The following is a 24971-nucleotide window of genomic DNA, read 5'->3' as shown; positions in this document are numbered from 1 at the left end:
CGACCCCGCACCGATGAGGCCCAGTGCGAGGTGGGACCGCGGTGAGCGGTTCCGCCTCGCGCTCGGCTGAGAGACAGGCCCCGAATGACCACGGTCACACCCCCCGCACCCGCGGCGACCCCCGCCGCCGCGGTGCAGAGGACCCGCCGACCCGGCGGGTCGCTCTGGCGCTACATCCTCGTGCGCTTCCTGCTGATCTTCCCCACGGTCTTCATCCTCGTGACGATGGTGTTCATCTTCCTGCGGCTCATCGGCGACCCGATCACCGCGGCGCTCGGCGGCCGGCTGAGCCCTGCCGAACTCGCCGAACGGCGGGCCGAAGCGGGCTACGACCGTCCGATCATCGTGCAGTACTTCGAGTACCTGGGGCAGGTGTTCACGGGTGACTTCGGCACCACGCTCACCGACAACCAACCCGTGGTCGATCTGCTCTTCCGCTTCGGAGGGGCGACGCTCGAGCTCGCGTTCTACGCGCTCATCATCGCCTTCGTCGTGGGCATCCCGCTCGGCATGCTCGCCGCCGCGGTGCGGGATCGCTGGGGAGACGCCGTGCTGCGCATCTTCGGGATCCTCTGCTACGCCACCCCCGTGTTCTTCGCGGGCCTGGTGCTCAAGCTCATCTTCTCGGTCGGGCTCGGCTGGCTTCCGGTCTCCGGCCGCGCGAGTGTGCGCACCGAGCTCTCGCTCAGTCGCCTCGACGGCGGCACCGGCATCTATCTGATCGACGCGATCCGCTCCGGGAACGCCGCCTACATCTCGGATGTCCTCCAGCACGCCGCTCTTCCCGCGATCACGCTCGGGCTTCTGACGGGCGGCGTGTTCCTGCGTCTGGTGCGCACCAACGTCATCGGCACGTATTCGATGCCGTACATCGACGCGGCGCGCAGTCGCGGGGTGAGCGAGTTCCGACTCGTGCGACGTCACGCCTACAAGCCCGCGCTCATCCCCATCGTCACGGTCATCGGCCTGCAGATCGCTCTGCTTCTCGGCGGTGCGGTGCTCACCGAGACCACGTTCGAGTGGCAGGGCCTCGGCTTCCTGCTGGTGAAGTACCTTGCGGCGCGCGACTTCGTCGCCGTGCAGGGCATCGTCATGCTCCTCGCCGTGATCGTGGCGCTCAGCAACTTCGTCGTCGACATCATCGCGGCGCTCATCGACCCCCGAGTGAGGTACTGATGGCCGAGAAGCGCACGGTCCGGTCCCTGCTGCTGCGACTGCCTGTCGTCCACCAGCTGCGGCAGGCCGTGGGCCTGCAGCGGGGCATGCTCATCGTCGGTCTCGTGATCACGGGCATCTTCGTGCTGACGGCGATCTTCGCGCCGCTGATCGCCCCCTACGGCTTCGCCCAGCTGCGCGACGCCGACGGCCTCTTCGGCGCGCAGGTTCCGCCCGACAGCAAGCACCTCCTCGGCACGACCGTCGGCGGCTACGACGTGCTCTCGCGTGTGATCTGGGGAAGCCAGACCGCGGCGCTGGTCGTCATCGTCGCCGTCGCGCTCTCGATCTTCGTCGGCGTTCTGCTCGGTGTCGTCTCCGGCTACATCGGCGGCTGGATCGACCGGGTGCTCGTCGTGATCGCGGATGCGGTGTACGCGTTCCCGACGCTGCTGCTCGCGATCGTCGCCGCGATCGTCATCTCGGGCGGGCAGTCGAGCCTCTGGGGCGGCATCCTCGCCGCGGCGATCTCGATCACCGTCGTCTTCATTCCGCAGTACTACCGCGTGGTGCGCGCCGAGACCGTGCGGGTGAAATCGGAGGCGTTCGTCGAATCGGCGCGGGTGATCGGCGCCTCGACGCCGCGCATCATGTTCCGCCACGTGCTCCGCAACGCCATACGCACACTGCCGCTCATCTTCACCCTCAACAGCTCCGAGGCGATCCTGACGCTCGCCGGCCTCGGCTTCCTCGGCTTCGGCATCCAGCCGACGTCGGCGGCGGAATGGGGCTATGACCTCAACAAGTCGCTCTCGGATGTCACGAGCGGCATCTGGTGGACGGCGATCCCGCCCGGCCTCGCCATCGTGCTCGTCGTGCTGGGCGTCACTCTCATCGGCGAGAGCCTCAACGACCTCGCGGACCCGCGCCTTCGCGCTCGCCGACGCGCGGTGGCCGCGACACCCGCCGACGCCGTGGCGGCGACGCAGCCGGCCGCTCGCGAGATGATGGGAGAGGTGCCGTGATGACGAATCAGGATCCCGCAGTCGACATCCGCGATCTGCGCATCGCGTTCGACACGGACGCCGGTCGTGTGGAGGCTGTCCGCGGTGTGAGCCTCGCCGTCGCGCCGGGGGAGGTGCTCGCCGTCGTCGGCGAGTCCGGCTCCGGGAAGACGGTCACGGCGCGCAGCATCCTGCGCCTCCTCCCGGAGACAGCGGTCGTCGACGGCGTGGTTCTGCTGCGGGGCGAGGACGTGCTCACCCTGAGCACCAAGCGGCTGCGCGAGATCCGCGGCACGGGCGGGGCGATGATCTTCCAGGAGCCCTCGACCGCTCTCAACCCGGTCTTCACCGTGGGCTGGCAGATCGCGGAGGGCCTGCGCGCGCACGGGGAGTTCTCGAAGAAGCAGGCGCGCGCCCGCGCCGTCGAGGTGCTGGATCGAGTGGGCATCCCCGACCCGCAGGTGCGGGTGGATCACTATCCGCACCAGTTCTCGGGTGGGCAGAAGCAGCGCATCGTCATCGCGATGGCGCTCGCGCTCGATGCGAAGGTGCTCATCGCCGATGAGCCGACCACGGCGCTCGATGTGACCGTGCAGGCCGAGATCCTCGACCTGCTCCGTCGACTTCGCGACGAGCTCGGCACGGCGATCGTGCTCATCACCCACAACATGGGCGTGGTGGCCGACCTCGCCGACCGCGTGGCCGTGATGTACGACGGCGAGCTGGTCGAGACCGCGACCGCGCGCGAACTGTTCGCGGCGCCGCAGCATGAGTACACCCGCAAGCTCCTCGCGGCGGTGCCGCGCATCGAGCTCACGGAGCGGGAGCCTCTCGACGTGGACACGTCAGAGCCGCTCGTGCGAGCCTCCGGCCTCGAGATCGAGTACCCCGGCCGTCTCGGCAGCAAGGCGTTCCTCGCCGTCAAGGGCGTCGACTTCGCCATCGCCCCGCGCGAGGTCGTGGGTCTCGTGGGCGAGTCGGGCTCCGGCAAGACGACGATCGGCCGTGCGATCGCCGGCCTCACGCAGGTCACGGGCGGTTCGCTCCGTGTGCTCGGCACCGAGATGAACGGCGTGCGCGAACGCTCCTTCCGGCCACGTCGCCGCGAGCTCGGCTTCGTGTTCCAGGATCCCGCGACGAGCTTCAACCCGCTGCTCACGATCGCCGATTGCGTCGCCGAGCCGCTCGTCGTGCACGGGATGGCCTCTTCGGCAGCCGACGCGCGCGACAAGGTCGATGAGCTTCTCGAAGCCGTGCAGCTCCCGAAGGCATTCGGGGACCGATTCCCGCACGAGCTCTCGGGTGGTCAGCGTCAGCGCGCCAGTCTCGCGCGCGCCCTCGCGCTCGACCCGAAGCTGCTCATCGCCGATGAGCCGACGAGCGCCCTCGACGTCTCGGTGCAGGCGCGCGTTCTCGACCTGTTCGATGAGCTGCAGGAGCGGTTCGGGTTCGCCTCGCTGTTCATCACTCACGACCTTGCGGTGGTCGATCGAGTCGCTCATCGCGTCGTCGTCCTGCATCATGGAGTGGTCGTCGAATCGGGACAGACTCGCGACGTGCTCGGGGATCCGCAGGATCCGTACACGCGCCGTCTGCTTGCCTCCCTCCCGGTTCCCGATCCGGTCGAGCAGGCAGAGCGCCGCCGGGCATTCGCAGAGGGGAACCACCGCACCTGATGACACGGACCACCGTGCCCGACGACATCGTCGTCCTGGCCGACGACCTGACTCTCGTCTTCGGAAAGGACGCGACCCCCGCGATCAACGGGGTGTCGTTCCAGGTGGGGGCGGGGGAGACGCTCGGCCTCATCGGCGAGGCGGGCTCCGGCAAGTCGACGCTCGCGCGTGCGATCGCGTCGCAGACGGTGCCCGGTGAGCGGCTCGCGCCCTCGATCGCGGGCGGCCGCTTGGCTGTCCTCGGCACGGAGGTGCGTGGCGCATCCTCGCGACGCCTCGACGCCCTCGCGCTGCGGATCGGGTACCTGCCGCAGGACGGCGGGTCGTCGCTCGAGCCGCATCTCACCGTGGGTGAGAACGTCGCCGAGCCGATCTACCGCCGCGACCGGCGCTTCGACCGGCTCGTGGCGGGCGGGGCGGTCGCGAAGCTCATCGATGCGGTGCGCCTGCCGCTGTCGGTCATGGAGAAGTTCCCCCACGAGCTGAGTCGCGGGCAGCGTCAGCGCGTGGCGCTCGCGCGCGCCCTGGTGCTCGAGCCGTCTCTGCTGGTCGCCGACGACCCGACGATGGGCGTCGACGTGCTCGTGCGCGGCCCCATTCTGCAGGTCGTCGCCGAGCTGCAGAAGGAGCTCGGATTCAGCGCGCTCATCGTGGGTCACGACCTGCGTGAGCTGCGCACGATCGTCGATCGCATCGCCGTGCTCCACGCCGGGCTCATCGTCGGGTACGGAACGGTCGACGATGTGCTCGCGAAGCCCTTGCACGCCTACACGCGTCGTCTCGCGGAGCTGCACACGTGACGCTTGTCATCGGCGCGTACGGCCCGGATATGGGCGGTGCGGCGCAGGGCGTGTCGCTCGCCCGCGAGCGGGGTGACGCGCTCGCTCTCACCGGCGACGTGCTCAAGGCCGCGTCGCCGTCGTGGGTGAGCGTGCGCGGCGACCGGATGGCGGCGACGCTCGAAGGCACGGGCGAGCTCGCGTGGTTCCGTCGCTCGGGTGAGGGATGGGGTGCGGACGGAATCGTCGAACTCGGCGGTGCGAATCCGTGCCACCTTGCCTTTCTCGATGACGACACGGTCGCGGTCGCCTGCTATGGCGATGGGGCCGTCGTCGTGGTGCGCGCGGGCGAGGAGTCTCCGCGCCAGCGGCTCGCGGGTTCAGGATCCGGTCCGCTCCCGGCGCAGGAGGGCCCGCACGCGCACCACGTGCTCGTGCTCGCTGACGGCCGCATCCTCACCCTCGATCTGGGCGCCGATCGGCTGCACGTGCACACCCGCGACGAGAGCGGGCTGCTCGAACGCGTGAGCTCCATCGCCCTGCCTGCCGGAACGGGCCCGCGCGACCTCCACATGCTGCCCTCCGGTGCGATCGCGCTGCTCGGCGAATGGAGCTGCGAACTGCTTCTGCTCGACGCCGAGACGCTCGAGGTGCGCGAGGCGCATCCGCTGCCCGGCGCGACCCGGGGTGACGACCAGGCCTCCGCCCTCGCCGTCTCGCAGGACGGTCGCTTCCTGTACGCCAGCATCCGCGGGGCGAACCGGATCGCGGTGTTCGCCCTCGACGGCGCGGATGTGCGCCCCCTCGACTCGGTGCCGTCCGGCGGCGACTGGCCCCGCCACATGATCGTCGACGGCGAGTTCCTGCGCGTCGCGAATCAGCGTTCGGATGAGGTGGTCACGTTCCGCATCCCCGCCAGCGGGATCCCGAAGGAGGTCTCCCGTCTCGCGACCCCCGCGCCGACCTGCGTGGTCATGACCACCCCCGAGAGTTTGCTAAGCTAGCGGAGCTGTTTCACAGCGATCCTCGGTAGCTCAATTGGCAGAGCAATCGGCTGTTAACCGATAGGTTCTTGGTTCGAGTCCAAGCCGGGGAGCCAGAAGAAAAGGCCCTGATCTCAGGGCCTTTTCGCTTTTCCAGGCGCTGCGATCTGGCGCTCTGTGCTTCCCATCCGCGCACCCTCCCGCCATGATGTACCGCGTGAGCATCCGGATCGTCCTGCACCAGACGCACGACCTCGCGGGTGCGCCTGCACCCGTCCTGCACGTCATCGACGTCTCGGTTCCGTCGATGCAGGCATCGAGCGAGGCGATCCTCGACATCATCCGGCCGTTCGCGCCGAGGGAGACGGGGCGCTCGGGTGCGTACTGGTACCGCAGTGACCGCGGAATCGGGTGGCTCGAGATCGTGGGTTCCCACCGTATCGCGCTGGCGGAGCTCGACGACGCCGTGCGCACCCTCGAGATCACGGAGCGTCTGGGGGAGCCGGAGGTTTACCGCCAGCCGCAGCTGGGCGTCTACAGCGTCAGCTCGCCGCGCACCACGAATCCGTACACGCTCATGGGTGTCGGCGTCGCCATGTACGGCTTCGCGGGATGGCTGGTCACGCAGCTCGTGCGGCTCCTCGATCAGCCGCTCATCGTGGGGATGCTGTGCATCCTCATCGCCACCCTGGTCTTCGTGGGCGCATGGGTGATCGTGAACGGGGCACGGCGCCGCAGCTGGTGGCACCGGGCGCGTGCCGAGGCGAAGCTTCTTGGGCGCGGGATTCCGGAGGATCTGCGGATTCTCAGCTAGCCATCGCGCTCGCGCAAGGGGGTGCGGTCATATCGTGATGAGCGTTCACATTCGAATCCCTCAGGTGTAGAACAGGGATATCCGCTGCGATCCACGTGGTGCGAGCAGATCGGGGTCTCTCATGGACTTCTGGGCCGACTTCTGGAACATCATCTGGCTCTTCTTCTGGGCCTACGTCTTCTTCGCCTATCTGATCGCCCTCGTGTCGATCATCGCCGACATCTTCCGCGACCATGAGCTGAACGGCTGGCTCAAGGCACTGTGGATCATCTTCCTGGTGTGGCTGCCGTTCATCACGGCTCTCGTCTATCTGATCGTGCGCGGGCGCGGCATGGCCGAGCGCTACCGGGAGCGTGCCCAGGAGAGCAAGACGGCGACGGAGGACTACATCCGCTCGGTCGCACGTTCGTCGCCGTCGGATGAGATCGCGAAGGCGAAGACGCTCCTCGATGACGGGACGATCACCCCCGAGGAGTTCGCGTCGATCAAGCAGCGCGCAGTCGTCTCGTGACCGACTGGTTCCTGCTCCGACGGGAGCAGGAACCAGTCACCCCGCGGAGCACGACCGCGCGTACGAGCACGCGTACCATCGGGGCATGCCGCACGCGCCCGGGAGTCCTCGCAGGCGAGTGACGCTGTGGGTGCCGGTCGTGGTGAGCGCCATCGTGCAGCTGTCGGCGACGGCATGGCTCGTGCGAGTTCTGGATCCGGGCCCCGCATCGACGATCACGACATTCGCCTTGGCGGCGGTCGGCCCGCTCGCCCTCGTGGGGGCGCGCCGGTGGCCGGGGCCGGTTGTGGCGATCGTGACCGCAGCGGCGGTTGCGATGCTTCTCGTCGGGATCAACGGCGGGCCGCCGCCTGCCGCGCTCGCATTCGCCGTGGTCGGCGCTGTCGTGCGCGGGGCGCGGGTGTGGGCGTGGGTCTCGCTTGCGTTCGGCTGGCTGCTCGCGCTCCTCATCGTCGTGAATGCGCCGCCCGTCGGCTGGTCGCCGCCGCGCATCGTCGCAACGACGTTCGGTCTGCTGGTGCTGCTGGGTATGGGGGAGTTCATCCGCACGCGCCGCGAGCATCAGCGCGAGGACGAGGCCGAGCTCGCGCGTCGCCGCGCGACAGCCGCCGATGAGGAGAGGGCTCGTATCGCCCGGGAGCTGCACGACGTGCTCGCGCACTCGCTCAGCCAGATCAACGTGCAGGCCGGAGTCGGCCTGCATCTCGCGGACGCGCGCCCTGAGAAGGCGGCGGAGGCGCTCGCCTCGATCAGGGTGGTCAGCAAGCAGGCGCTCGATGATGTGCGCGGCGTGCTCGGCATCCTCCGTGACGACGCGGACGCGCCCCTCACCCCGCAGCCCGGAATCGGCGATGTGCGTGCGCTCGTCGATGCCGTGCAGCTCCCGGACGTGGTCGTCACGCTCGATCATCGCGCCCCGGACCTCGAGGTGCCCGGGCCGGTGGGAGCCGCCACCTACCGGATCGTGCAGGAGGCGCTCACGAACGTCGCGCGCCACGCGCACGGCGCCACCTCGGCGGATGTCCTCATCGAGGGTGAACCGGGACGGCTGCGGATCAGCGTCCATGATGATGGCGTGCCGGTCGCGGGCCCCCCGGAACCCGGTCGAGGGCTCACCGGGATGCGCGAGCGCTGCGAACAGCTCGGCGGCGACGTCGCGTGGCATCGCAACTCCGACGGCTTCACGATCCGCGCCGAGATCCCCTGGGAGGCACCCGCATGATCCGCGTCGCGATCGTCGACGATCAGAACCTCATTCGCGCGGGCTTCCGCAGCCTGCTCGAGTCCGAGCCCGACATCCTCGTCGTGGGCGAGGCGTCGACCGGTCGCGAGGCGGTCGCGCTCGCCCGACGCGAGAAACCCGATGTCGTGCTCATGGACATCCGCATGCCCGACGGCGACGGCCTCTGGGCCACCGAGCAGATCGTCGGCGATGCAGCCCTCGGGCGCGTCCGCGTCGTGATCGTGACGACGTTCGAACTCGATGAGTATGTGGCGCAGGCCATTCGCGCCGGCGCGAGCGGATTCCTCGTCAAGGATGCGGAGCCGGTCGAGTTCATCCGCGCGGTGCGCGTCGTCTCCGAGGGGGATGCGCTGCTGAGCCCGGGTGCCACGCGGCGCCTGTTGGCGCAGGTGTCGGCGGGTCTCGCGGCGCCGCCCGACGCGAGCCTCATCGCGGGTCTCACCGAGCGCGAACGCGGCGTGCTCGCACTCGTGGGACACGGGCTCACCAACGAGGAGATCGGTGCGCGCCTGTTCCTCAGCCCGCTCACCGCGAAGACGCACGTGTCGCGCATCATGGGCAAGCTCGCCGCGCGCGACCGAGTGCAGCTCGTCATCACCGCGTACGACGCCGGTCTCGTGCGCCCAGGCGGCATCCCGGGGGAGTAGCAGCTCAGCTCCTGCAGGCGGATCCGCGCCGACGCCCCGGGGCGGAGCCTTCTCGTGGCGGCCTGAGGTGGCCGCCGGAGAAGGAGAACATCATGCTGTCGACACTCACCGCGGCTCCCGCCGTCATCGCCCACGGTCCCGGGTGGGGGCCAGGGCTCTGGTTCGTGCCTCTCATCTTCTGGGTGCTGCTGCTCGCCACGATCGTGGCGCTCGCCCTCATCCGCCGCCGCCGTGGGTGGCCGCCCGTCGGCCCGGGAATGGGACCGTGGGGTTACGGCGACGCCAGCCGCAGCGCCGAGTCGGTACTCGCCGAGCGGTTCGCTCGAGGGGAGATCGACGAGACCGAGTACCGGGCGCGCCTCGAGGTTCTGCGCCCCCAGCAGCCTCCCCGCTGAGCGCATTCTCCTCACCAGCCAGGCGTGCCTGTAGTTTTGACCTGTCGCGGCGCGAGAGCGCGCCGCAGCGAGGAGACACGTGGACGCCTGGCTGGTGGAGAACTCGACGACGGTTCTCATGACGCTCGCCGCGGTATCGGCTGTGGTGCTCGTGGTGGCGCTGGTGCTTCTCATCCTGTGGCTCCGTGCGCGTCGAGCTGCGCGTGTCGCGGGGCGAGAGCGAGCCCGCGCCGAGCGCGACCGCATCGAGCTCGAGCTCCTGCTCGCCGAGCAGGGCAGCAGACTGCGGATGATCCGCGAGCTGCACGAGATCGCCGTGCACTCGGTGTCGGTCATCATCTCGCAAGCCGATGGCGCCCGCTATGCCGCGAGTCAGGATCCCGCGGTCGCCGCCCGCAGCGCGACGGCGATCGCCGAGGCGGGCCGCGCGACGCTCGCCGACCTGCGCCGCGTCATGACGGTCGTCCGCGACGGCGAGGCGGAAGCTGGCCCGCAGCCGGGGCTCTCCTCGGCGCGCGAGCTGTTCAAGGTCATGCGGGATGCCGGGCTCGACGTGACGTTCGAGGAGAACGGCGACCGCCTTCAGCTCAAGCACGGCGCCGAGCTTGCGATCTTCCGCATCCTGCAGGAGTCGCTCAGCAACGCCCTGGAGCACGGCGGCGAGGGCACGCACGTCAAGGTCATCTTCACGTGGACGGACGACGGGCTCCAGCTGCGCGTCGAAGACGACGGCATCCGCAGGGAGGCGATCCGCAACGGCCTCGACCCCTACGCGGAGGCGACCCGCCAGCACTACGACGTCGACGACGACGTCGCCGCTCTCACGACCACGCCCCACGGGCGCGGCATCACCGAGATGCGCGAGCGCGCTGAGCTCTACGGAGGTGTGTTCGAGGCGCACACCGTACCCGGCGTCGGCTTCACGGTCTCGGTCGTGTTCCCCTCGATCCGCCACCACAACGGCGTGCACGGGGTTCAGCTGGAGCAGCGGTGACAGGGGCGCCCATCCGGGTGCTGCTCGTCGACGACTCCTCGAGCCAGCGCGACGGATACCGCACCCTCCTCGGATCCCAGCCCGACATCGCGGTCATCGGGCAGGCGGGCAACGGCGCGCAGGCGCTCGGCATCCTGCGTCGCACGGGCGCGGATGTCGTGCTCATGGATGTGCAGATGCCGCGCGTCAACGGCTTCGTCGCCACGGAACGGATCCTGGGCGACGCCGACGTGCGCGCAGCCGGTGGGCCTCCGCGCATCGTGCTGCTGACCGCTATCGATCTCGATGATCACGTGCCGGCCGCCGCGGTCGCGGGTGCGTACGCGATCGTCTACAAGGACGTCGATCCCGAGCTGCTGTTCACCGTCGTGCGCGAGGCCGCCGAAGCCCGTGTCGACTCCTGACCTTCCGGCAGCGCAGGGCGATGCAGGGCCTGCGTGGCGTGCCGCCCTCAGCGTCGGCCTTGCCGTCTCGGCCTACGGCGTCTCGTTCGGCGCGCTTGCAGTCGCCGCGGGCCTCGATGTCTGGCAGGCATGTGCGCTGAGCCTCCTCATGTTCACGGGCGGGTCGCAGTTCGCCCTCATCGGCGTGCTCGCGAGCGGCGGCGTCGCTGCGGGGCCCGCGGCGATCGCGAGCGCGACGCTGCTGGGGGTGCGCAACGGCATCTATGCGATGCGCATGTCGCCGATCGTCGGCGGACCGTGGTGGAAGCGTCTCGCGGCGGCGCACTGGACGATCGACGAGACGACAGCCGTGTCGACCGCGCAGCCGACGCTGCGGGGGCAGCGCATCGGATTCTGGGCCACGGGTCTTGTGATCTACGCGGGCTGGAACGTCGCGACCCTCGTCGGCGCACTCCTCGGCGACCTCATGGGAGACGTGCGGATGTACGGTCTCGACGCCGCCGCGGCCGCCGCGTTCCTGGGGCTCCTGTGGCCGCGGCTGACGGCGCTTCAGCCGATCGCGGTGGCGGTGGCCGCGGGAGTCGTCGCCACCATCCTGGTGCCCGTCCTGCCCGCCGGTCTGCCTGTCCTCGCGGCGGCTGCGGTGGCAGTGGCCGTGGGCGTCACCGACTGGATGGGGAGGAAGCCCGTATGACCATCTGGCACGTCGTGCTGCTCTCGGCGATCGCGATCTATGCGATCAAACTCGTGGGCTACGCGATCCCCGCGAGCATCCTCGAGCGCCCGGCTCCCGCGCGGGTGTCGAACCTGCTCACGGTCGCGCTGCTCGCGGCGCTCACGGCAACGCAGACGCTCGAGCGTTCCGCGGGCATCGAGCTCGATGCACGACTGCCCGCCGTGGTCTTCGCTGGCGTGCTGCTGTGGCTGAAGGCGCCGTTCATCATCGTGGTCGTCGGCGCAGCGGTGCTCGCGGCCGTCATCCGGATGCTCGGGTGGATGGCCTGAGCTGACCGCAGCCGCGGCGGCAGCCGCAGCCGCAGGTCAGTCCTCGAGGTTGTCGACGCCGGGCATCCAGGACAGCCCGGGAACGCCCCACCGGTTGCGGCGAACCGCCTTCTGCGCGGCGCGCGAGTAGGGCAGCGGAAGGCGGTCGGCGTAGAGGACACCGTCGAGGTGGTCGAACTCGTGCTGGAAGATGCGCGCGAGCCATCCCGTCGCCTCGACCTCGAAGGCGTTGCCGTCGAGGTCGGTCGCGCGCAGCAGAGCCGTCTCTGATCGCTTGAGCGGGAAGCGCTCGCCCGGCAGCGAGAGGCAGCCCTCGGACTCCTCATCCGGGTCCGCGTCGCCCACGGGCGTGGGGGAGATGAGGAGCGTCGGATTGATCGCCGTGCCGCTGTGGTCCACGCCATCGTCGTCGGTCCAGCTGTACACGAAGAGGCGCAGCGGCACCCCAATCTGGGGCGCGGCGAGGCCGACGCCGGGCGCCTCATGCATCGTCTCGATCATGTCGCGCACGAGTTCGCGGATCTCGTCGTCGATCACCTCGACCTCGCGAGCCGGAGCGTGCAGAACGGGGTCTCCCGAGATTCGGATGGATCGAACAGCCATTGGTTCAGGATATCGGCGTCTCTGGCGGTAGATTCGTCTGGTGCTCGACGCGATACCCACAAACGACGAGGTCGAGGCGTTCGTCGGCTCGGTCCCCTGGCTCGGCATCCTCATCGCGGTGGTCGGGGCGGTGTTCCTCGCCCTCGGCGCCCAGCTGCAGCACCGCGGTGTCGAGAAGGTCGAAGCAGGGCATGGCTCGGGCGAGAAGGCCGGCCTCTCAGGTGGCCAGTTCGTGCAGCTGCTGGGGCGACCCAGCTGGCTGTTCGGAACCATCATGCTCGGCCTCGCGGTCGCGCTTCAGCTCGTCGCGCTCGGCTTCGCGCCGCTCATCGTCGTGCAGCCGCTCGGCATCGTCGCCCTCGTGCTCACATCCGTGATCAACGCGCGCGTCTCCCGGGTGAAGCTGGGGCAAGCCGCGATCAGCGCCATCGCCATGTGCGTCATCGGCATCGCCGTCTTCGTCACCATCGCTGCCGTGTTCGCGAAGGAGCACGCACTCAGCGAGCGACAGCTGATCATCGTGCTCGCCATCCTGGGCGTTGTGCTGCTCGTCCTCGCCGCCGCATTCGTATTCTTCCGCCGCCGGGTGACCGCGATGTTCTATGTCGCCGCGGGCGGCATCCTCTACGGCTTCGTGGCCTCGATCGCCAAGGTCATCATCAACCGCGTCGTCACCGGCAATGTCGACTGGCTGACGATCGTGGGCGGCGTGGGCCTCCTGCTCGCCCTCGTGGTCGGCTTCTACTTCGTGCAGACCGCGTACTCCGTGGGCGCACCGGATCTCGTCATCGCCGGGCTCACCGTCATCGACCCGCTCGTGGCCGTTGCGATCGCGATCTTCGTGCTCGGTGAGGCCTCCGCCGCGCCCCTGTGGGCCATGGCGGTGTGGGTCGTCGCCGGAGTTGTGGCGATTCTCGGTGTCTTCCGGCTGGCGAAGCACCATCCACAGACCCACCGGCGGGATGAGCCCGAAGAGACCGCCCCACTGCGGTAGCCTGGGGTCTTCCCGCACACCGAGCAGAGGATGATCTGAGTGACCGACGATCAGTCGTCGACCCCGACCTCCCAGCCGCGACTCACGATTCTCATCGGAGCTGACACCTTCGATCCCGACGTGAATGGTGCCGCCACGTTCGCGCGCAACCTCGCCGCCGGGCTCGCGCGCCGTGGTCATGACGTGCACGTGATGGCTCCGGCGCACGGCAAGGTAGGCACCTTCACCGAGAAGCACGAGGGTGTCGATCTCACCGTGCACCGCATCTACTCGTGGCGCTGGTATCCGCACCCCTGGCTGCGGTTCATGCTTCCGTGGCGTGTCAAGGCGAACGCCGAGAAGATCGTGCAGGCGATCAAGCCCGACGCGATCCACTTCCAGTCGCACATCGTGGTGGGACGCGGTCTCGCCACCTCGGCGAAGAAGCACGGTATCCAGCTCGTCGGCACCAACCACACCATGCCGGAGAACATCCTCCAGCACGTCGCGATCCTGCCGAGGTTCACACACCAGTGGATCGCCGACATCCAGTGGCGCGCCGCCTACAACTGGTTCACGATGGCCGACGCCGTCACCACGCCCACTCGTCGTGCCGCGGCCTTCTTCGAGAAGGGCACCGGCCTCACGGGCGTGCACGCGATCTCGTGCGGTATCGACACGAGCTTCTACACACCCGATTTCTCGCCCCGCACCGAGAACGTCATCACCTTCCTCGGTCGCCTCGACGAGGAGAAGTACATCCACGAGGCCATCGAAGCGCTCGCGCGGATCCGCGACCTCGAAGCCCGCATGGAGATCATCGGCGATGGCGAGATGCGCCCGAAGCTGGAGGCCCGCGCACGTGAGCTCGGTGTCTCGGATATCGTGCGCTTCCGTGGTCGCGTCTCCGACGAGGAGCTGCGCCGCACTCTGACCGAGTCGACGGTGTTCGTGATGCCGTCGCGCGCCGAATTGCAGTCGATCGCCACCATGGAGGCTCTCGCGTCCGGCCTTCCGGTCGTCGCCGCCGATGCGATGGCGCTTCCGCACCTCGTGCACTCGGGTGAGAACGGATACCTGTACCAGCCGGGCGACATCGACGAGCTCGCGGGTCATCTGCGCAACATCCTCACGGCTGAGCCCGCCGAGCTCGAGCGTCTCAAGCGCGGCGCCCTGCACACGGTCGAGGCGCACGACATCCAGCGCACCCTCGACATCTTCGAGGCGCTGTACCGCGGTGAAGACGTGATCGACCCGGTGACGGAGGGCGAGCACCGCCGATGACGGATGCGGCCAGCTCAGCGCAGACGGAGCTCCAATCGAGCGCCTGGCGACGAGCGGCCGTGCCGCTGACGTTCGCGTCGCTCGCGCTGGGACTGCTGCTGCAGGTTCCGGTCGGTCTGATGCTTCCCGAGGTGACGCGGCCCGTGCTGCCGTTCGTGGTGGTGGCGGCAGGCGTCGCGCTCATCATCGGCGGCGGTCTCGCGCTCGCGTTCCCGCGTGCTTTCGTCGACGCGCGAGGGGCGATGATCGTGCGCGGTCGCCGCATCGAGCCCGCCGAGTTCACGAGCGCGACCCGGAGCCTGAGCTCCGGGGGCGCCGCCTACCTCACGTACGTGCTGGCGACGGCGGACGGTCGACGGGTCCGCATTCTCGTCGCGGGCTCGCCTGTGCGCGGACTGCGCCCCGGCCAGATACGTCTCCTGCGGGATGTGGTCGCGGCCTCCGCGATTCCCGCGACCGGCTCGTCGACCACCCAGGTCGTGGCGGCGAACATCCTCGCCTCGGGTCGCAAGGTGACCGTCGACCGCTCTCTTCTCCTCACGGAGCTGGACGCTCTCGCTCCCGTGCTCGACCCGGTCGACGGGCGAGCAGCCTCCGCCGGCTCTGCGCGCCCGATGGTCCACGCCGATGCGTACACGGATCTCATCCAGGAGTTCGAGCGCGATGATGCGGCGGCGCGGGAGCGAGTTCGAACCCTGCCGCAAGGGCGACGCATCGCCCGTCGCGTGACCGCGTGGCTGTTTCTGGCCGCCGCCGCCGTCGCGGCGGTGATGATGGGCGTTCTCGTCGTGATGGAGTGGGGCGGGCGCGACCTCGGCGCAGTCGATGACGAGCCGCTCGTCGCGGTGATGTTCGTCCTTCTGCTCATGGTGCTCGCGGCTGGTGTCGCATGGGCGGTCGCCGCGGACCTCGTGGACGCGCAGCTGCGCCGCGCATCCTCTGAATGGCTCGCGACCGCGACACTCGCCGAGCGCCGCCGGGGGCTGCCTGAGGTGTTCCAGCGGCCGTGGATGATGAACCCGGGAGGTCGGGTCACCACGCTCGGACTGTACGTGCTCGCGACCGTGTGCCTCGCCTCTCTCATCGCCGGGCCTGTGCTGGCGTTCGAGGAGGAGCTTCCGCCGTGGATCGGCTGGATCGTGTTCGCGGCTGGATCGTTGCTGACGGTGGCGGCGGTTGTCGCCTGGCGTGCACGCGCATCGGCCACCGAGCGGCGCATCGCGTGGCTCGTCGAGGTGTCGGGACAGCGGGTCATGGGCCCCGACGCGGGTTAGCGCGGTGGCGCCCCTCACATGTCGGGTCGCCGTCACGCGAAGAAACACTTCACCTCGTCGAGCGCTTCAACTACGCGCCCGCGGTGAAGGTCGGCAACCTCCTCTACGCCGCGGGCCAGGTCGGCCGCGACGCGAACATGAACGTGATCGACTCGAGCCTCGAGGACCACTTCGTGGCCGTGTGGGATCACCTCGGGGCCGTGCTGCGCGCCGGCGGATCCGACTTCGAGCACATCATCGAGATCACGACCTTCCCCGTGGGTCTCCAGGATCACCTCGAGCTCTTCCTCGAGGTGCGCACCCCCTTCGTCCCGAAGGTCGACGTTCCGCACGCGTGGTCGGCGATCGGCATCCCCGAGTTCACCTTCCCCGGGAAGCTTGTCGACCTGAAGTCCATCGCCGACATCCCGTGATCCACACTGCGCGCGCAGGATGGCTCAGTGCTGGGCCCCGCCCAATCCGTTCCTGTGGGCGCAGCGCTGTGTCGCCTCCGCATCGAGCAGATTCCCGGTAGCGTTGTCGCGGGGCGGTAGCTCAGCCGGTTAGAGCAGCGGACTCATAATCCGTCGGTCACGGGTTCAAGTCCCGTCCGCCCTACCACTGATTCCGGGGAGTTTTGGGTGTCCCGCGGGATAATCCAGAAGTGAAAATGCTCGAATAGCTCTCAGGGCAATGCTCATGTCGCGATTCGCGGAGGTTCGGCGTGAAGCCCGTCTCGGGAACGAGTTTCCGCCCATCGCCCGAACTGAAGGTGCAACGCGCCGTATCCAAGGTCGCTGGTCTTCTCGCCGAGTTGGTTGCGTAGACCGCGCGCGGCGACATCGCGATTACGTACGTCGTGACGCAGGACCCCGCGGCGCTGCATGAGGTCTCAACGTTCGGCCGAGGTCGGAGACGTTTTACTATGAACTGGGCGAGGCGCTCTACCAACAGAGTTCGAGCTTGGACAACTTGGCGTTCGAGCGCGCAGAGGCCAGCGGGGCTCCAATAGAGGAGCCCAGGGACGTCTACTAACCCGTGGTTAGCGATCCAGCGAAATGGAGCGCGCGCACCAAGCCTCTGGCGACGGTGGCACCACAGGAGCTTGGTCGTTGGAAGCAGTCGCAGCCCTTCACCCCGGCTCATGCTGCAGGTCGCCCGCTATCTGATTTCGAGCGAGCGCAAATCGGGGACAAGCGCAGGACGCCCCCCTCCCCCAGCAGCTCCCGGCGACACACGGGCGTCTCTCGTTTCGACTCGGTGAGCCGTTGCCTCACAGCGAAGTCGAACGCCCGGGGTGACGACTGAGTTCACAGAGAGTACAGAACTTCGCGACGGCGAAGTGATTGCTCGCTACCGGTTCGGTCGCGAGGTGTTCTTGTTCTCAGGATCCGAAGGAGTCGCCACTGATCTCGGTTGGTTCATCTCGGACCGGACGGGATGGACAGCTACAGATCTTTGGGCGACCGCATCTGCCTGGTTGACCCTGCCCGCTGGACACACGCGAGTATCGGTCAACCACGCTCGCCATGGGGTCGCCGAGCGGGAAACCGTCCGTGCAGTCGGCGCTCCGTGGTCGAGGGCTTCGCCGACGCTCGAGGGCGAATCCGAGGCTCATGATCGCGCGCCCCTCGGTGTTCTGCATCCAGCGAGTCGGTTGGTAGGCCCCCTAAGTAGGGGCATGACCGCAACTACTGAGAACTCCTAGTGTCACTGACATGGCAACCAATTCAGTCTCGCCGATTACCGAAAGTGAGATCCATGAGGCAATTCGACAAGGAACGGTTGTCGGATCAGCCGAGGCGCGGCGAATAATTGATGCGGAGGCTCTCCGCCGAGCCGTCCTCGAGTTCGATGGACTCCCGGACCCGGCAGGCTTCCGGCTGCTCCACGTCGATGTTGTCGGAGAGCTGGACTTCCGAGGAGTCAAGGTCCCATGCGGGATTTGGTTCGACGACGTGACCTTCAGTGGTTTTTGCGACTTCGCGGGGTTCGAGTCCGACGATGGTGCGTTCTTCCTCCACTGTCGCATGCAGGGCGGCATCCGTTTCGTTGGTGCGCGGATGTTCCGCTTGTGGATTCATGGAGGGGAAATCTCGCCCCGAGATGTCCCGGATGCCTGGATGAGAGACGCCCTATTCGATCACTGCGACATCGGAAGTGACCTTCACATCATCGACGTGAAGGTCCGCACCGGGCTGTCCCTCGTCAACGTCGGCGTCGGCGGGACCCTCCAGATTCACGATTCGACTATCGAGGGTGCCGTCAATGCAGACAGTGCTCGGGTCCACGGCATTCTCGACATGCGTGAGACAGAGGTTGCGAAGGAAATCGCTATCCGGGGGGCCGTTGTGGATGGCCAGATGAAGCTGGATTCACTCGAAGCTCGCCGAGTCTTCCTGACGGGCACAACTGTGCGGAACGACCTGTTCTGCGGGGGAATGAAAACGTCACTTTTCGATGTCGAGGGTGCACGGCTCAAGAGCGTTGTCATAGACGGATCCGTGAAACTGGGGCCTCCCGAACTTGGCTCGCGCTCGGTGCTCTATGCCCAACGAGCGAGTGTCGATCTGTTCCGCATCGCCGACTGCACTCAGATTCGAGGCTCATTCAATCTGACTGGCGCCCGCGTCGGGGAACTGACCCTCTCCAGCAACGCTGAGCTATCGGCTCGGCCGGACTTGAGTGCGACGACTTCCTTGAGTGTCGACCGAATCGAGTGGTCGCCGCGCGGCAAGGACTCGTCGAGGGTTGCGTCGGAATGGCTCGCCTCAAGTCGTGCGCTCCCCGGGGCCTGGGTTGCATTCGCGAATGCTCTTGGTGCTGAAGGGGACGACGCGGCGGCCAGGACACTGCTGATCGAGGCCGCCGACCGCCGATTGAAGGACCACCCAAACTGGTTCCGCCGAACCATATATCGACCGATCATGAAGTGGACGGTCGGCCATGGCTATCGATCGCATCGCGCGTTGCTGTGGACGTTCGGAGTCTGGGTCGCGATCTGGGTGCTGGTGTTGCTGAATCAGGCGTCGTTCATCCCCGGCAGCCTAGAGGTCGAGGTCGGCCTCCAGGTCGCAGTGATCGGGACGAGCACGGAGACTCTGGTTGCGGATACGACGGTGACGCCGCAACCCTCGGAGTACCCCGTCTTCGATGCTGGCTTGTATGCACTCGACGTGCTCCTCGCGCCGGTCGACCTGGGGCAGGCGGATGTTTGGCGCGTGAGCAGCCCATCATGGCTGATGTGGTCGCTCGCAGGGCTCAAGCTCGCTGCGACAAGTTTCCTGGGTCTCTTCATCGCTGGCGCAACCGGAATCGTGGCCAAACGTTGACAAATCTGTGGAAGCGGTGGCGCTAGGGCCAAGAGCTTGTGGTCGGGCCAGCAGGTGCGCGATTGGGTCCTACTCGAGAGTGCTGACTTTGGTTGATGTTGAAGTCTGCTTCCTTCGAGTGGCCCAATGGCACGCACTGTGGGGTCTCGCCTCAGCCGAGGATGCTGAGTGCGCGGAGCTTCGCCTCGACGTCGGCGTTCGACGGCTCGACGTGGTGGGCGCCGTCGGGGTAGACGACGACGGGGATGTTGGTGCGGCCGGAGATCGCACGCGCAACCTCTGCGGCCTCCGCGCTCGCCTGCACGTCGATGTACTCGAACGCGACGCCGAGTTCGCCGAGCTGCGCCTTGGTGCGCAGGCAGTCGCGGCACCAGTCGGCGCCGAACACCGTGAGCATCGAAGAAGTTGTCATGGCATCCACGCTACGGCGTTCGCCTGGCAGAGGACGCGCTCCGATGCCATCCGGGGAAATGTCCGGGTGTCCGGCACGGTTGCACTCCTGGTATCGGGAAGGATGGACACATGACCGAGACCGCGACAGCCCCCCAGACGCCCGCAGAGCAGTTCGAGTACTTCCACTCGCGCCGTGAGCTCGCGGTCGTCCAGCCGCAGGGCTCGCTCGCCCTCACGACGACGCAGGTGATCGACACCGAGCAGACCATCTGGGGTGTGCCGGGCACGTGGGCGCCGCTGCCGGCGGGTGAGTCGGGTGTTCGTCTCACGGCGTCGGCGGCTGACGGCATCGAGGTCGACGGCGAACTGGTCGACGGCTCCGTCGTCGTGCGCGGCAAGAACCACGAGAGCCCGTCGTCCATCCGCTTCAGCGACACGGTCACCGGATTCGTCATCGCCCAGGAGGGTGGTCTCTACGCCCTGCGCGTGTTCGACGCACAGTCGGAGTCGATTCAGGCCTTCGGCGGCATCGACGCATTCCCCTACAACCCGGACTGGGTCGTCACCGCGAAGTGGGAGCTCAACCCCGAGGGCACGACCGTCGGGTTCGAGCACATCAAGTCGGACGGCCAGACGCGCGACGAGGTCGTGCCGGGTCGCATCCTGTTCGTCCATGATGGCGTCGACTACGACCTCGCGGCGTTCAAGTCGGGTCGCGCACTGCAGCTCGTGTTCGCGGATGCGACGAACGGCGACACGACCTACAGCGTCGGGCGCTTCCTGTTCCTCGCCCCCAACGCCGATGGCACGATCACGCTCGACTTCAACCGTGCGATCCTGCCGCCCTGCGCCTTCAGCTACGCGTTCAACTGCCCCATGCCGCCGAAGCAGAACCGCTTCCCGTTCCCGATCGAGGCGGGCGAGAAGAACGCGGTCACGAAGGACGGCGCCCCGCTGCACTGACCCGCCGGCGCCAGAGCGCGACGGCGAGGGCCCCGACGAGCGCGCCGGCCGTGTTCGCCACCAGATCCGACACGGTGGAGTAGCGCGTCGGCAGGAGCATCTGCACTCCTTCGATGATGGCGCTCGTGGCGAGGCCTGCTGCGGCGGTCGACCACACCCGCATCTCGCGGAAGGCGGTCATCGCGAGCACGCCGAACGGCACGAAGAGCACGACGTTCCCGACGACCTCGAGCACTGTCCATGTGGGCTCGAACGGCAGTCCGAATTGCGCGACCCAGCGCGCGACGGCCGCGAGGATCCCCGTCTGCTGCACGTCGTCGGGTGCAGGCGACCAGACGAGGAAGCCGACCGTGACGAGGTAGACGGCGAACAGAAGCCGCAGAAGCAGGGTGCGCATCCGTCCAGGCTAGGCGAGGGGCGCTCCGCGCCTGCGTCGGTCGCCGGTGCCGGAGAGTGGGTGTCGGCCACAGGCGGCAGGATGGAACCCGTGTTCATCGCCGTCAGCGCCCCCGAAGCCGGGTTCGTCGACGCGGTGCGTCTCGACGCCGAGGCGGCTGAGGCGGGCCGCGAGCGGATCCCACGCGCGCAGTTCGCCGCGTGGGTGGCCGAAGAGGAGCGTGCCCACCCCCGTTGGGTGTGGGGTGACACGGCCACCTGGTATCCGCCGTTGCTCGCGGCTGGCGTGCGCATCGAACGGTGTCTCGACCTCCGGATGACGCGCGCCGTTCTGCGTCGTGCCGTGTCGGCGGCGGAGACGGCGCTCGCGCGTGCACCGCTCGACAGCTGGGATGCCCCCCGCACCCCGCCCGGAACCGCGCCCGATGCGCTCTTCGAGATCGTCGAGCCGCACCGCGAGGGCGATGTCGCCGAGGAGCTGCGCCGCCAGCTCGACGCGATCGCCCAGAGCACGAGCTCGGGCCGGCTCGTGCTGCTCACCGCCGCCGACAGCGTCGGCGCGCTCATCGCCGCCGAGATGACTCACACCGGTCTTCCTTGGGACCGCGGCGTACACGACCGGATCCTGCGCGAGATCCTCGGCGAGCGGATGCCGGGCGGACGCCCTGCGCACATGGAGCAGCTCGCGCGCGAGATCCGCGAGGCGCTCGACGATCCGCAGCTCAACCCTGATTCGCCGCCCGCCCTGCTGAAGTCGCTGCAGCGTGCCGGACTGCGCGTGTCGAGCACGAGCAAGTGGGAGCTGCGCGGGCTCGAGCATCCGGTGGTCGAGCCGCTGCTGGCGTACAAGAGCCTGGCGCGGCTCTACACCGCCAACGGCTGGGCGTGGCTCGACGAGTGGGTGCGGGACGGCCGTTTCCGGCCCGTGTACGTACCGGCGGGTGTGGTGACGGGGCGCTGGGCCTCGGACGGTGGGGGCGCGCTGCAGCTGCCCAAACAGGTCCGCGGAGCCGTGCGCGCCGACCCGGGGTGGAAGCTCGTCGTCGCGGACGCCGCACAGCTGGAACCGCGGGTGCTCGCGGCGATGTCGGGCGACGGGGCGATGGCGCGTGCCGGGCAGGCCCACGACATGTACGAGGGGATGGTCGAGACCGGCGCGGTGGAGTCGCGCGAGCAGGCGAAGTACGGCATGCTCGGCGCGATCTACGGCGGCACGACGGGCGAATCCGGGCGGATGCGTCCCCGCATCGAGCGTGCCTTCCCCCGCGCGATGGCCTACGTCGAGGACGCGGCCCGTGCAGGCGAGCGCGGCGAATCCGTCTCCACGCGGCTGGGTCGCAGTTCGCCACCGGGCCACGAGGCAGGCTACGACGAAACCCGCACCGCGGAGGATCGCGACCGCTCTCGCAATGTCCAGCGCGCCTGGGGGCGTTTCACCCGCAACTTCGTCGTGCAGGGGACAGCCGCCGAATGGGCACTCTGCTGGATGGCCGAGGTGCGCAAGCGGCTCTGGGCACTCGGGGGAGGGGATGACGCCCCGAACCCGCTCGCAGAGCGCCCCCATCTCGTGTTCTTCCTGCATGACGAGCTCATCGTGCACACTCCCAAGCCCTTCGCGGATGCGGTCGCCGAGATCATGCGTGACGCCGCGGCGGAGGCAGGGCGGCTGCTCTTCGGCGCGACCCCCGTCGAGTTCTCCCTCTCGGTGGGCACGGTCGACGCCTACTCCGACGCGAAATAGGCGCGCCGAGTCACACGCTTGTCATTTCGCGTTCTCACCGGGCATAATGTGAGCAAGCAACAGCGTACGGACGTCAGAACGATGGGGAAGTCGGATCTGACGAACGGAGAGAAAAGTGGCTGCTGCGATCTCACGCGGAGTGGTGTACGTCCACTCCGCTCCTCGTGCTCTCTGCCCGCACATCGAGTGGGCAGCTGGGCGCGCACTCGGACGCGCCGTCAACTTCGACTGGCGAGCGCAGCCCGTTCTTCCGGGGTCCCTGCGCACCGAGTACTACTGGGAGGGCCCGCGCGGCACAGGAGCCGACCTCGCGTCCGCTCTGCGCGGCTGGGAGCACCTGCGCTATGAGGTCACCGAGGATGCCGGTCTCGGCACCGACGGCGGACGCTGGATGCACACGCCCGACCTCGGCATCTTCTTCGCGCAGACCGACACCGCCGGCAACGTCGTGGTCCCCGAAGACCGGATCCGCGCCGCCATGGAATCCGCTGGATCCGATGCCTTCGAGCTGCACCGCCAGCTGCGCATCGCCCTCGGGCAGTCGTGGGACGACGAGCTCGAGCCGTTCCGCTACGCCAGCGAGGACTCGCCGGTCATCTGGCTGCACAAGGTCGGCTGAGACCCCGACCCACCGACGCACGGAGGCGATGATGCTGAAGACGCAGGAGATCGACATCCGCTCGATCATCGAACAGGCTGAGGAGCCGCTCCTCGGGTTCGAGAACCTCGAGAACGAGGAAGACCCCGCCGACTACTTCGACGGGGTCTGCGTGCAGCACGACGGCTGCCGCTCGATCCTCTAGACGCTGCGGATGGCGATCACGGAGTTGTGGCCGCCGAATCCGAAGGAGTTGCTGATCGCGAGCTGCGGGCCTTCGCCCAGCTCGCGCGGCGACGTCACGACGTCGAGCGGGATCGCGGGATCCTGATCGACGAGGTTGATCGTCGGCGGTGCGATGCGGTTGTGCACCGCGAGCACCGTGAAGACCGCTTCGAGTGCGCCCGTGCCACCGAGCAGGTGGCCCGTGGAGGCCTTGGTGGCCGAGACGGGGATCTCGCGGGCGCGGTCGCCGAACACGGCGAGCAGCGCGTTGTATTCGGCGACATCACCCACGGGGGTCGAGGTCGCGTGCGCGTTGATGTGCGTGACGTCATCGGGCTCGGCGCCAGCCTGGGCGAGCGCGGCGCGGACGGCGCGCGACGCGCCCCAGCCCTCGGGGTCGGGAGCGGTGATGTGGTACGAGTCGGCGGTCACGCCGCCGCCGGCGAGCTCCGCGTAGATGCGGGCACCGCGAGCGAGAGCGTGCTCCTCGGTCTCGAGAACGAGTGCAGCAGCGCCTTCACCCATCACGAAGCCGTCGCGCGACGCATCGTACGGCCGCGACGCGGTCTCGGGGGAGTCGTTGCGCTTCGAGAGCGCCTGCATCGAGCCGAACGACGCGATCGTGATCGGGTGGATCGCCGACTCGGTGCCGCCCGCGACGATGATGTCGGCGAGCCCCTCCTGAAGGTGGTTGTAGGCGTTGGCGATCGACTCCGTGCTCGACGCGCACGCCGAGACGACGGTGCGGGCGAACGCGCGGGCGTTGAGGCGCATGCTCACGGCCGCAGCGGCGGCGTTCGGCATGAGCATCGGAACGGTCATGGGCAGGACGCGGCGCGGGCCGCGCTCCCGCAGAGTGTCCCAGGCGTCCAGCAGCGTCCAGATGCCGCCGATGCCGGTCGCGAAGTCGACGCCCAGACGCTCGGGGGCGATGTCGGGCGCTCCCGCGTCCTCCCAGGCCTCGCGTGCGGCGATGACCGCGAACTGGCTCATGGGGTCGAGGCGCTTGACCTCGGTGCGCTCGAGGACCTCCTCGGGGCGCACCTTCGCCTCGGCAGCGAACGTGACAGGGAGGTCGTACTGGGCCACCCACTCGTGCGTGAGGGGCCGTGCGCCGGACTCACCGGCGAGAAGCGCGTTCCAGCTTTCCGGGGCGGTGCCTCCGATGGGGGAGGTGGCACCGATGCCGGTGATCACGATCTTCTTGGTCATTCGAATACTCCGAGTGGTCTCATGGAATTCGTCCCGTGTGATGGGCCGGGACGTCGAAGATGACGAGCGGGGACGATCAACGCCCCCGCTCGTGCATCGTCTTACGCCTGGGCGTTGACGATGAAGCTCACAGCGTCGCCGACCGTCTTGAGGTTCTTGACCTCTTCGTCGGGGATCTTGACGTCGAACTTCTCTTCGGCGTTGACCACGATGGTCATCATCGAGATGGAGTCGATGTCGAGGTCGTCGGTGAACGACTTCTCCAGCTCGACGGTGTCCGCCGCGATGCCGGTCTCGTCGTTGATGAGCTCCGCCAGGCCGGCGAGGACTTCTTCGGTGGACAGTGCCATGTGATATCTCCTAGGGGTGTCGAATGACCGGGGACAAG

28 protein-coding genes and 2 tRNA genes are annotated in these 24971 nt (G+C 68.3%); 25 read left to right on the top strand and 5 right to left on the bottom strand.

Going from position 1 to position 24971, the window contains the following annotated elements:
* Positions 1 to 84: 84 nt before the first annotated feature.
* The 15 genes from HCR12_RS07820 to HCR12_RS07750 all read left to right on the top strand — a co-directional run bounded on the left by HCR12_RS07820 (position 85) and on the right by HCR12_RS07750 (position 11610).
* Entirely contained in the window at positions 85 to 1176 is a 1092-nt protein-coding gene (locus HCR12_RS07820; RefSeq protein ID WP_166864923.1) for an ABC transporter permease, read from the top strand.
* On the top strand, positions 1176 to 2180 hold the full coding sequence (locus tag HCR12_RS07815; RefSeq protein WP_166864918.1) for an ABC transporter permease: 1005 nt from the start codon (positions 1176 to 1178) through the stop codon (positions 2178 to 2180). Before HCR12_RS07820 ends, HCR12_RS07815 begins: the two co-directional genes overlap by 1 nt.
* Entirely contained in the window at positions 2180 to 3835 is a 1656-nt protein-coding gene (locus tag HCR12_RS07810) for a dipeptide ABC transporter ATP-binding protein (RefSeq protein ID WP_166864915.1), read from the top strand. The genes HCR12_RS07815 and HCR12_RS07810 overlap by 1 nt, the downstream gene beginning before the upstream one ends.
* Entirely contained in the window at positions 3835 to 4635 is an 801-nt protein-coding gene (locus HCR12_RS07805) for an ATP-binding cassette domain-containing protein (RefSeq protein ID WP_166864912.1), read from the top strand. Before HCR12_RS07810 ends, HCR12_RS07805 begins: the two co-directional genes overlap by 1 nt.
* Positions 4632 to 5618: a lactonase family protein gene (locus tag HCR12_RS07800; RefSeq protein ID WP_166864909.1), complete on the top strand. Its 987-nt coding sequence runs from the start codon at positions 4632 to 4634 to the stop codon at positions 5616 to 5618. Before HCR12_RS07805 ends, HCR12_RS07800 begins: the two co-directional genes overlap by 4 nt.
* A gap of 19 nt (positions 5619 to 5637) precedes the next feature.
* Positions 5638 to 5713, top strand: a tRNA-Asn gene (locus tag HCR12_RS07795).
* 89 nt (positions 5714 to 5802) lie between these two features.
* On the top strand, positions 5803 to 6411 hold the full coding sequence (locus tag HCR12_RS07790) for a hypothetical protein (protein ID WP_166864904.1): 609 nt from the start codon (positions 5803 to 5805) through the stop codon (positions 6409 to 6411).
* Positions 6412 to 6532: 121 nt separating this feature from the next.
* Positions 6533 to 6922 carry a PLDc N-terminal domain-containing protein gene (locus HCR12_RS07785; RefSeq protein ID WP_166864901.1) on the top strand — a complete coding sequence of 130 codons (390 nt, stop codon included), beginning with the start codon at positions 6533 to 6535 and terminating at the stop codon, positions 6920 to 6922.
* An 85-nt stretch (positions 6923 to 7007) separates the two neighbouring features.
* Positions 7008 to 8144, top strand: coding sequence for a sensor histidine kinase (locus tag HCR12_RS07780; RefSeq protein ID WP_166864898.1), 1137 nt, complete (start codon positions 7008 to 7010; stop codon positions 8142 to 8144).
* Positions 8141 to 8812, top strand: coding sequence for a response regulator transcription factor (locus tag HCR12_RS07775; protein WP_166864893.1), 672 nt, complete (start codon positions 8141 to 8143; stop codon positions 8810 to 8812). The genes HCR12_RS07780 and HCR12_RS07775 overlap by 4 nt, the downstream gene beginning before the upstream one ends.
* 92 nt (positions 8813 to 8904) lie before the next feature.
* The gene (locus HCR12_RS07770) at positions 8905 to 9207 is read left to right on the top strand and encodes an SHOCT domain-containing protein (protein WP_166864890.1); all 303 of its coding nucleotides are present in this window, start codon (positions 8905 to 8907) and stop codon (positions 9205 to 9207) included.
* A gap of 79 nt (positions 9208 to 9286) precedes the next feature.
* Positions 9287 to 10201, top strand: a complete 915-nt coding sequence (locus HCR12_RS07765) for a sensor histidine kinase (protein ID WP_224763332.1) — start codon at positions 9287 to 9289, stop codon at positions 10199 to 10201.
* Entirely contained in the window at positions 10198 to 10605 is a 408-nt protein-coding gene (locus HCR12_RS07760; RefSeq protein WP_166864884.1) for a response regulator, read from the top strand. Before HCR12_RS07765 ends, HCR12_RS07760 begins: the two co-directional genes overlap by 4 nt.
* On the top strand, positions 10592 to 11299 hold the full coding sequence (locus HCR12_RS07755) for an AzlC family ABC transporter permease (protein WP_224763330.1): 708 nt from the start codon (positions 10592 to 10594) through the stop codon (positions 11297 to 11299). Before HCR12_RS07760 ends, HCR12_RS07755 begins: the two co-directional genes overlap by 14 nt.
* Positions 11296 to 11610: an AzlD domain-containing protein gene (locus HCR12_RS07750; protein WP_166864877.1), complete on the top strand. Its 315-nt coding sequence runs from the start codon at positions 11296 to 11298 to the stop codon at positions 11608 to 11610. The genes HCR12_RS07755 and HCR12_RS07750 overlap by 4 nt, the downstream gene beginning before the upstream one ends.
* Before the next feature lie 36 nt (positions 11611 to 11646).
* Here the strand turns inward: HCR12_RS07750 and def are convergent, their stop codons facing one another.
* Positions 11647 to 12213: a peptide deformylase gene (def, locus tag HCR12_RS07745; protein ID WP_166864873.1), complete on the bottom strand. Its 567-nt coding sequence runs from the start codon at positions 12211 to 12213 to the stop codon at positions 11647 to 11649.
* Between the two features lie 40 nt (positions 12214 to 12253).
* Between def and HCR12_RS07740 the strand changes: the two genes are divergently transcribed.
* From HCR12_RS07740 to HCR12_RS07715, 6 genes are all read left to right on the top strand, one after another.
* Positions 12254 to 13207, top strand: coding sequence for a DMT family transporter (locus HCR12_RS07740; protein WP_224763328.1), 954 nt, complete (start codon positions 12254 to 12256; stop codon positions 13205 to 13207).
* Positions 13208 to 13246: 39 nt separating this feature from the next.
* Positions 13247 to 14470: a glycosyltransferase gene (locus tag HCR12_RS07735; protein ID WP_224763326.1), complete on the top strand. Its 1224-nt coding sequence runs from the start codon at positions 13247 to 13249 to the stop codon at positions 14468 to 14470.
* 59 nt (positions 14471 to 14529) lie between these two features.
* On the top strand, positions 14530 to 15744 hold the full coding sequence (locus HCR12_RS07730; RefSeq protein ID WP_191412322.1) for a hypothetical protein: 1215 nt from the start codon (positions 14530 to 14532) through the stop codon (positions 15742 to 15744).
* Positions 15693 to 16157, top strand: coding sequence for a Rid family hydrolase (locus HCR12_RS07725; protein ID WP_166864865.1), 465 nt, complete (start codon positions 15693 to 15695; stop codon positions 16155 to 16157). Before HCR12_RS07730 ends, HCR12_RS07725 begins: the two co-directional genes overlap by 52 nt.
* 110 nt (positions 16158 to 16267) lie before the next feature.
* Positions 16268 to 16344: transfer RNA gene (locus HCR12_RS07720), tRNA-Ile, on the top strand.
* Positions 16345 to 17441: 1097 nt separating this feature from the next.
* Positions 17442 to 19055, top strand: a complete 1614-nt coding sequence (locus HCR12_RS07715; protein WP_166864859.1) for a hypothetical protein — start codon at positions 17442 to 17444, stop codon at positions 19053 to 19055.
* A gap of 151 nt (positions 19056 to 19206) precedes the next feature.
* On the opposite strand, the gene HCR12_RS07710 is transcribed toward HCR12_RS07715, so the two are convergent.
* Positions 19207 to 19467 (bottom strand): glutaredoxin family protein, encoded by a 261-nt coding sequence (locus HCR12_RS07710; protein WP_166864855.1) that lies wholly within the window; start codon positions 19465 to 19467, stop codon positions 19207 to 19209.
* A 110-nt stretch (positions 19468 to 19577) separates the two neighbouring features.
* Between HCR12_RS07710 and HCR12_RS07705 the strand changes: the two genes are divergently transcribed.
* On the top strand, positions 19578 to 20411 hold the full coding sequence (locus tag HCR12_RS07705; protein WP_166864851.1) for a DUF1684 domain-containing protein: 834 nt from the start codon (positions 19578 to 19580) through the stop codon (positions 20409 to 20411).
* On the opposite strand, the gene HCR12_RS07700 is transcribed toward HCR12_RS07705, so the two are convergent.
* A complete protein-coding gene (locus HCR12_RS07700) occupies positions 20383 to 20808 on the bottom strand; it encodes a VanZ family protein (protein WP_166864844.1) in 426 nt (141 codons plus the stop codon). The genes HCR12_RS07705 and HCR12_RS07700 overlap by 29 nt on opposite strands.
* Before the next feature lie 81 nt (positions 20809 to 20889).
* Between HCR12_RS07700 and HCR12_RS07695 the strand changes: the two genes are divergently transcribed.
* The 3 genes from HCR12_RS07695 to HCR12_RS07685 all read left to right on the top strand — a co-directional run bounded on the left by HCR12_RS07695 (position 20890) and on the right by HCR12_RS07685 (position 23351).
* Positions 20890 to 22548, top strand: coding sequence for a bifunctional 3'-5' exonuclease/DNA polymerase (locus tag HCR12_RS07695; protein ID WP_166864838.1), 1659 nt, complete (start codon positions 20890 to 20892; stop codon positions 22546 to 22548).
* Between the two features lie 115 nt (positions 22549 to 22663).
* Complete coding sequence (locus tag HCR12_RS07690; protein WP_166864834.1) at positions 22664 to 23167, top strand: DUF3145 domain-containing protein; 504 nt, start codon at positions 22664 to 22666, stop codon at positions 23165 to 23167.
* Between the two features lie 31 nt (positions 23168 to 23198).
* Positions 23199 to 23351, top strand: coding sequence for a hypothetical protein (locus HCR12_RS07685; RefSeq protein ID WP_166864829.1), 153 nt, complete (start codon positions 23199 to 23201; stop codon positions 23349 to 23351).
* Here the strand turns inward: HCR12_RS07685 and fabF are convergent.
* The gene (gene fabF, locus HCR12_RS07680) at positions 23348 to 24583 is read right to left on the bottom strand and encodes a beta-ketoacyl-ACP synthase II (RefSeq protein ID WP_166864826.1); all 1236 of its coding nucleotides are present in this window, start codon (positions 24581 to 24583) and stop codon (positions 23348 to 23350) included. The two genes, HCR12_RS07685 and fabF, sit on opposite strands and share 4 nt — an antisense overlap.
* A gap of 101 nt (positions 24584 to 24684) precedes the next feature.
* The gene (locus tag HCR12_RS07675; protein ID WP_166864821.1) at positions 24685 to 24933 is read right to left on the bottom strand and encodes an acyl carrier protein; all 249 of its coding nucleotides are present in this window, start codon (positions 24931 to 24933) and stop codon (positions 24685 to 24687) included.
* Positions 24934 to 24971 lie beyond the last annotated feature (38 nt).

Source organism: Salinibacterium sp. ZJ70 (assembly GCF_011751865.2).
Lineage (GTDB): Bacteria > Actinomycetota > Actinomycetes > Actinomycetales > Microbacteriaceae > Homoserinibacter.
This window is presented reverse-complemented; position numbering and strand designations above follow the sequence as displayed.

Coding starts and splice junctions, on each gene's coding strand:
- HCR12_RS07820 (WP_166864923.1), top strand. CDS start 85: ATGACCACGGTCACACCCCCCGCACCCGCGGCGACCCCCGCCGCCGCG.
- HCR12_RS07815 (WP_166864918.1), top strand. CDS start 1,176: ATGGCCGAGAAGCGCACGGTCCGGTCCCTGCTGCTGCGACTGCCTGTC.
- HCR12_RS07810 (WP_166864915.1), top strand. CDS start 2,180: ATGACGAATCAGGATCCCGCAGTCGACATCCGCGATCTGCGCATCGCG.
- HCR12_RS07805 (WP_166864912.1), top strand. CDS start 3,835: ATGACACGGACCACCGTGCCCGACGACATCGTCGTCCTGGCCGACGAC.
- HCR12_RS07790 (WP_166864904.1), top strand. CDS start 5,803: ATGATGTACCGCGTGAGCATCCGGATCGTCCTGCACCAGACGCACGAC.
- HCR12_RS07785 (WP_166864901.1), top strand. CDS start 6,533: ATGGACTTCTGGGCCGACTTCTGGAACATCATCTGGCTCTTCTTCTGG.
- HCR12_RS07780 (WP_166864898.1), top strand. CDS start 7,008: ATGCCGCACGCGCCCGGGAGTCCTCGCAGGCGAGTGACGCTGTGGGTG.
- HCR12_RS07775 (WP_166864893.1), top strand. CDS start 8,141: ATGATCCGCGTCGCGATCGTCGACGATCAGAACCTCATTCGCGCGGGC.
- HCR12_RS07770 (WP_166864890.1), top strand. CDS start 8,905: ATGCTGTCGACACTCACCGCGGCTCCCGCCGTCATCGCCCACGGTCCC.
- HCR12_RS07750 (WP_166864877.1), top strand. CDS start 11,296: ATGACCATCTGGCACGTCGTGCTGCTCTCGGCGATCGCGATCTATGCG.
- def (WP_166864873.1), bottom strand. CDS start 12,213: ATGGCTGTTCGATCCATCCGAATCTCGGGAGACCCCGTTCTGCACGCT.
- HCR12_RS07715 (WP_166864859.1), top strand. CDS start 17,442: ATGGCAACCAATTCAGTCTCGCCGATTACCGAAAGTGAGATCCATGAG.
- HCR12_RS07710 (WP_166864855.1), bottom strand. CDS start 19,467: ATGACAACTTCTTCGATGCTCACGGTGTTCGGCGCCGACTGGTGCCGC.
- HCR12_RS07705 (WP_166864851.1), top strand. CDS start 19,578: ATGACCGAGACCGCGACAGCCCCCCAGACGCCCGCAGAGCAGTTCGAG.
- HCR12_RS07700 (WP_166864844.1), bottom strand. CDS start 20,808: ATGCGCACCCTGCTTCTGCGGCTTCTGTTCGCCGTCTACCTCGTCACG.
- HCR12_RS07695 (WP_166864838.1), top strand. CDS start 20,890: ATGGAACCCGTGTTCATCGCCGTCAGCGCCCCCGAAGCCGGGTTCGTC.
- HCR12_RS07685 (WP_166864829.1), top strand. CDS start 23,199: ATGCTGAAGACGCAGGAGATCGACATCCGCTCGATCATCGAACAGGCT.
- fabF (WP_166864826.1), bottom strand. CDS start 24,583: ATGACCAAGAAGATCGTGATCACCGGCATCGGTGCCACCTCCCCCATC.
- HCR12_RS07675 (WP_166864821.1), bottom strand. CDS start 24,933: ATGGCACTGTCCACCGAAGAAGTCCTCGCCGGCCTGGCGGAGCTCATC.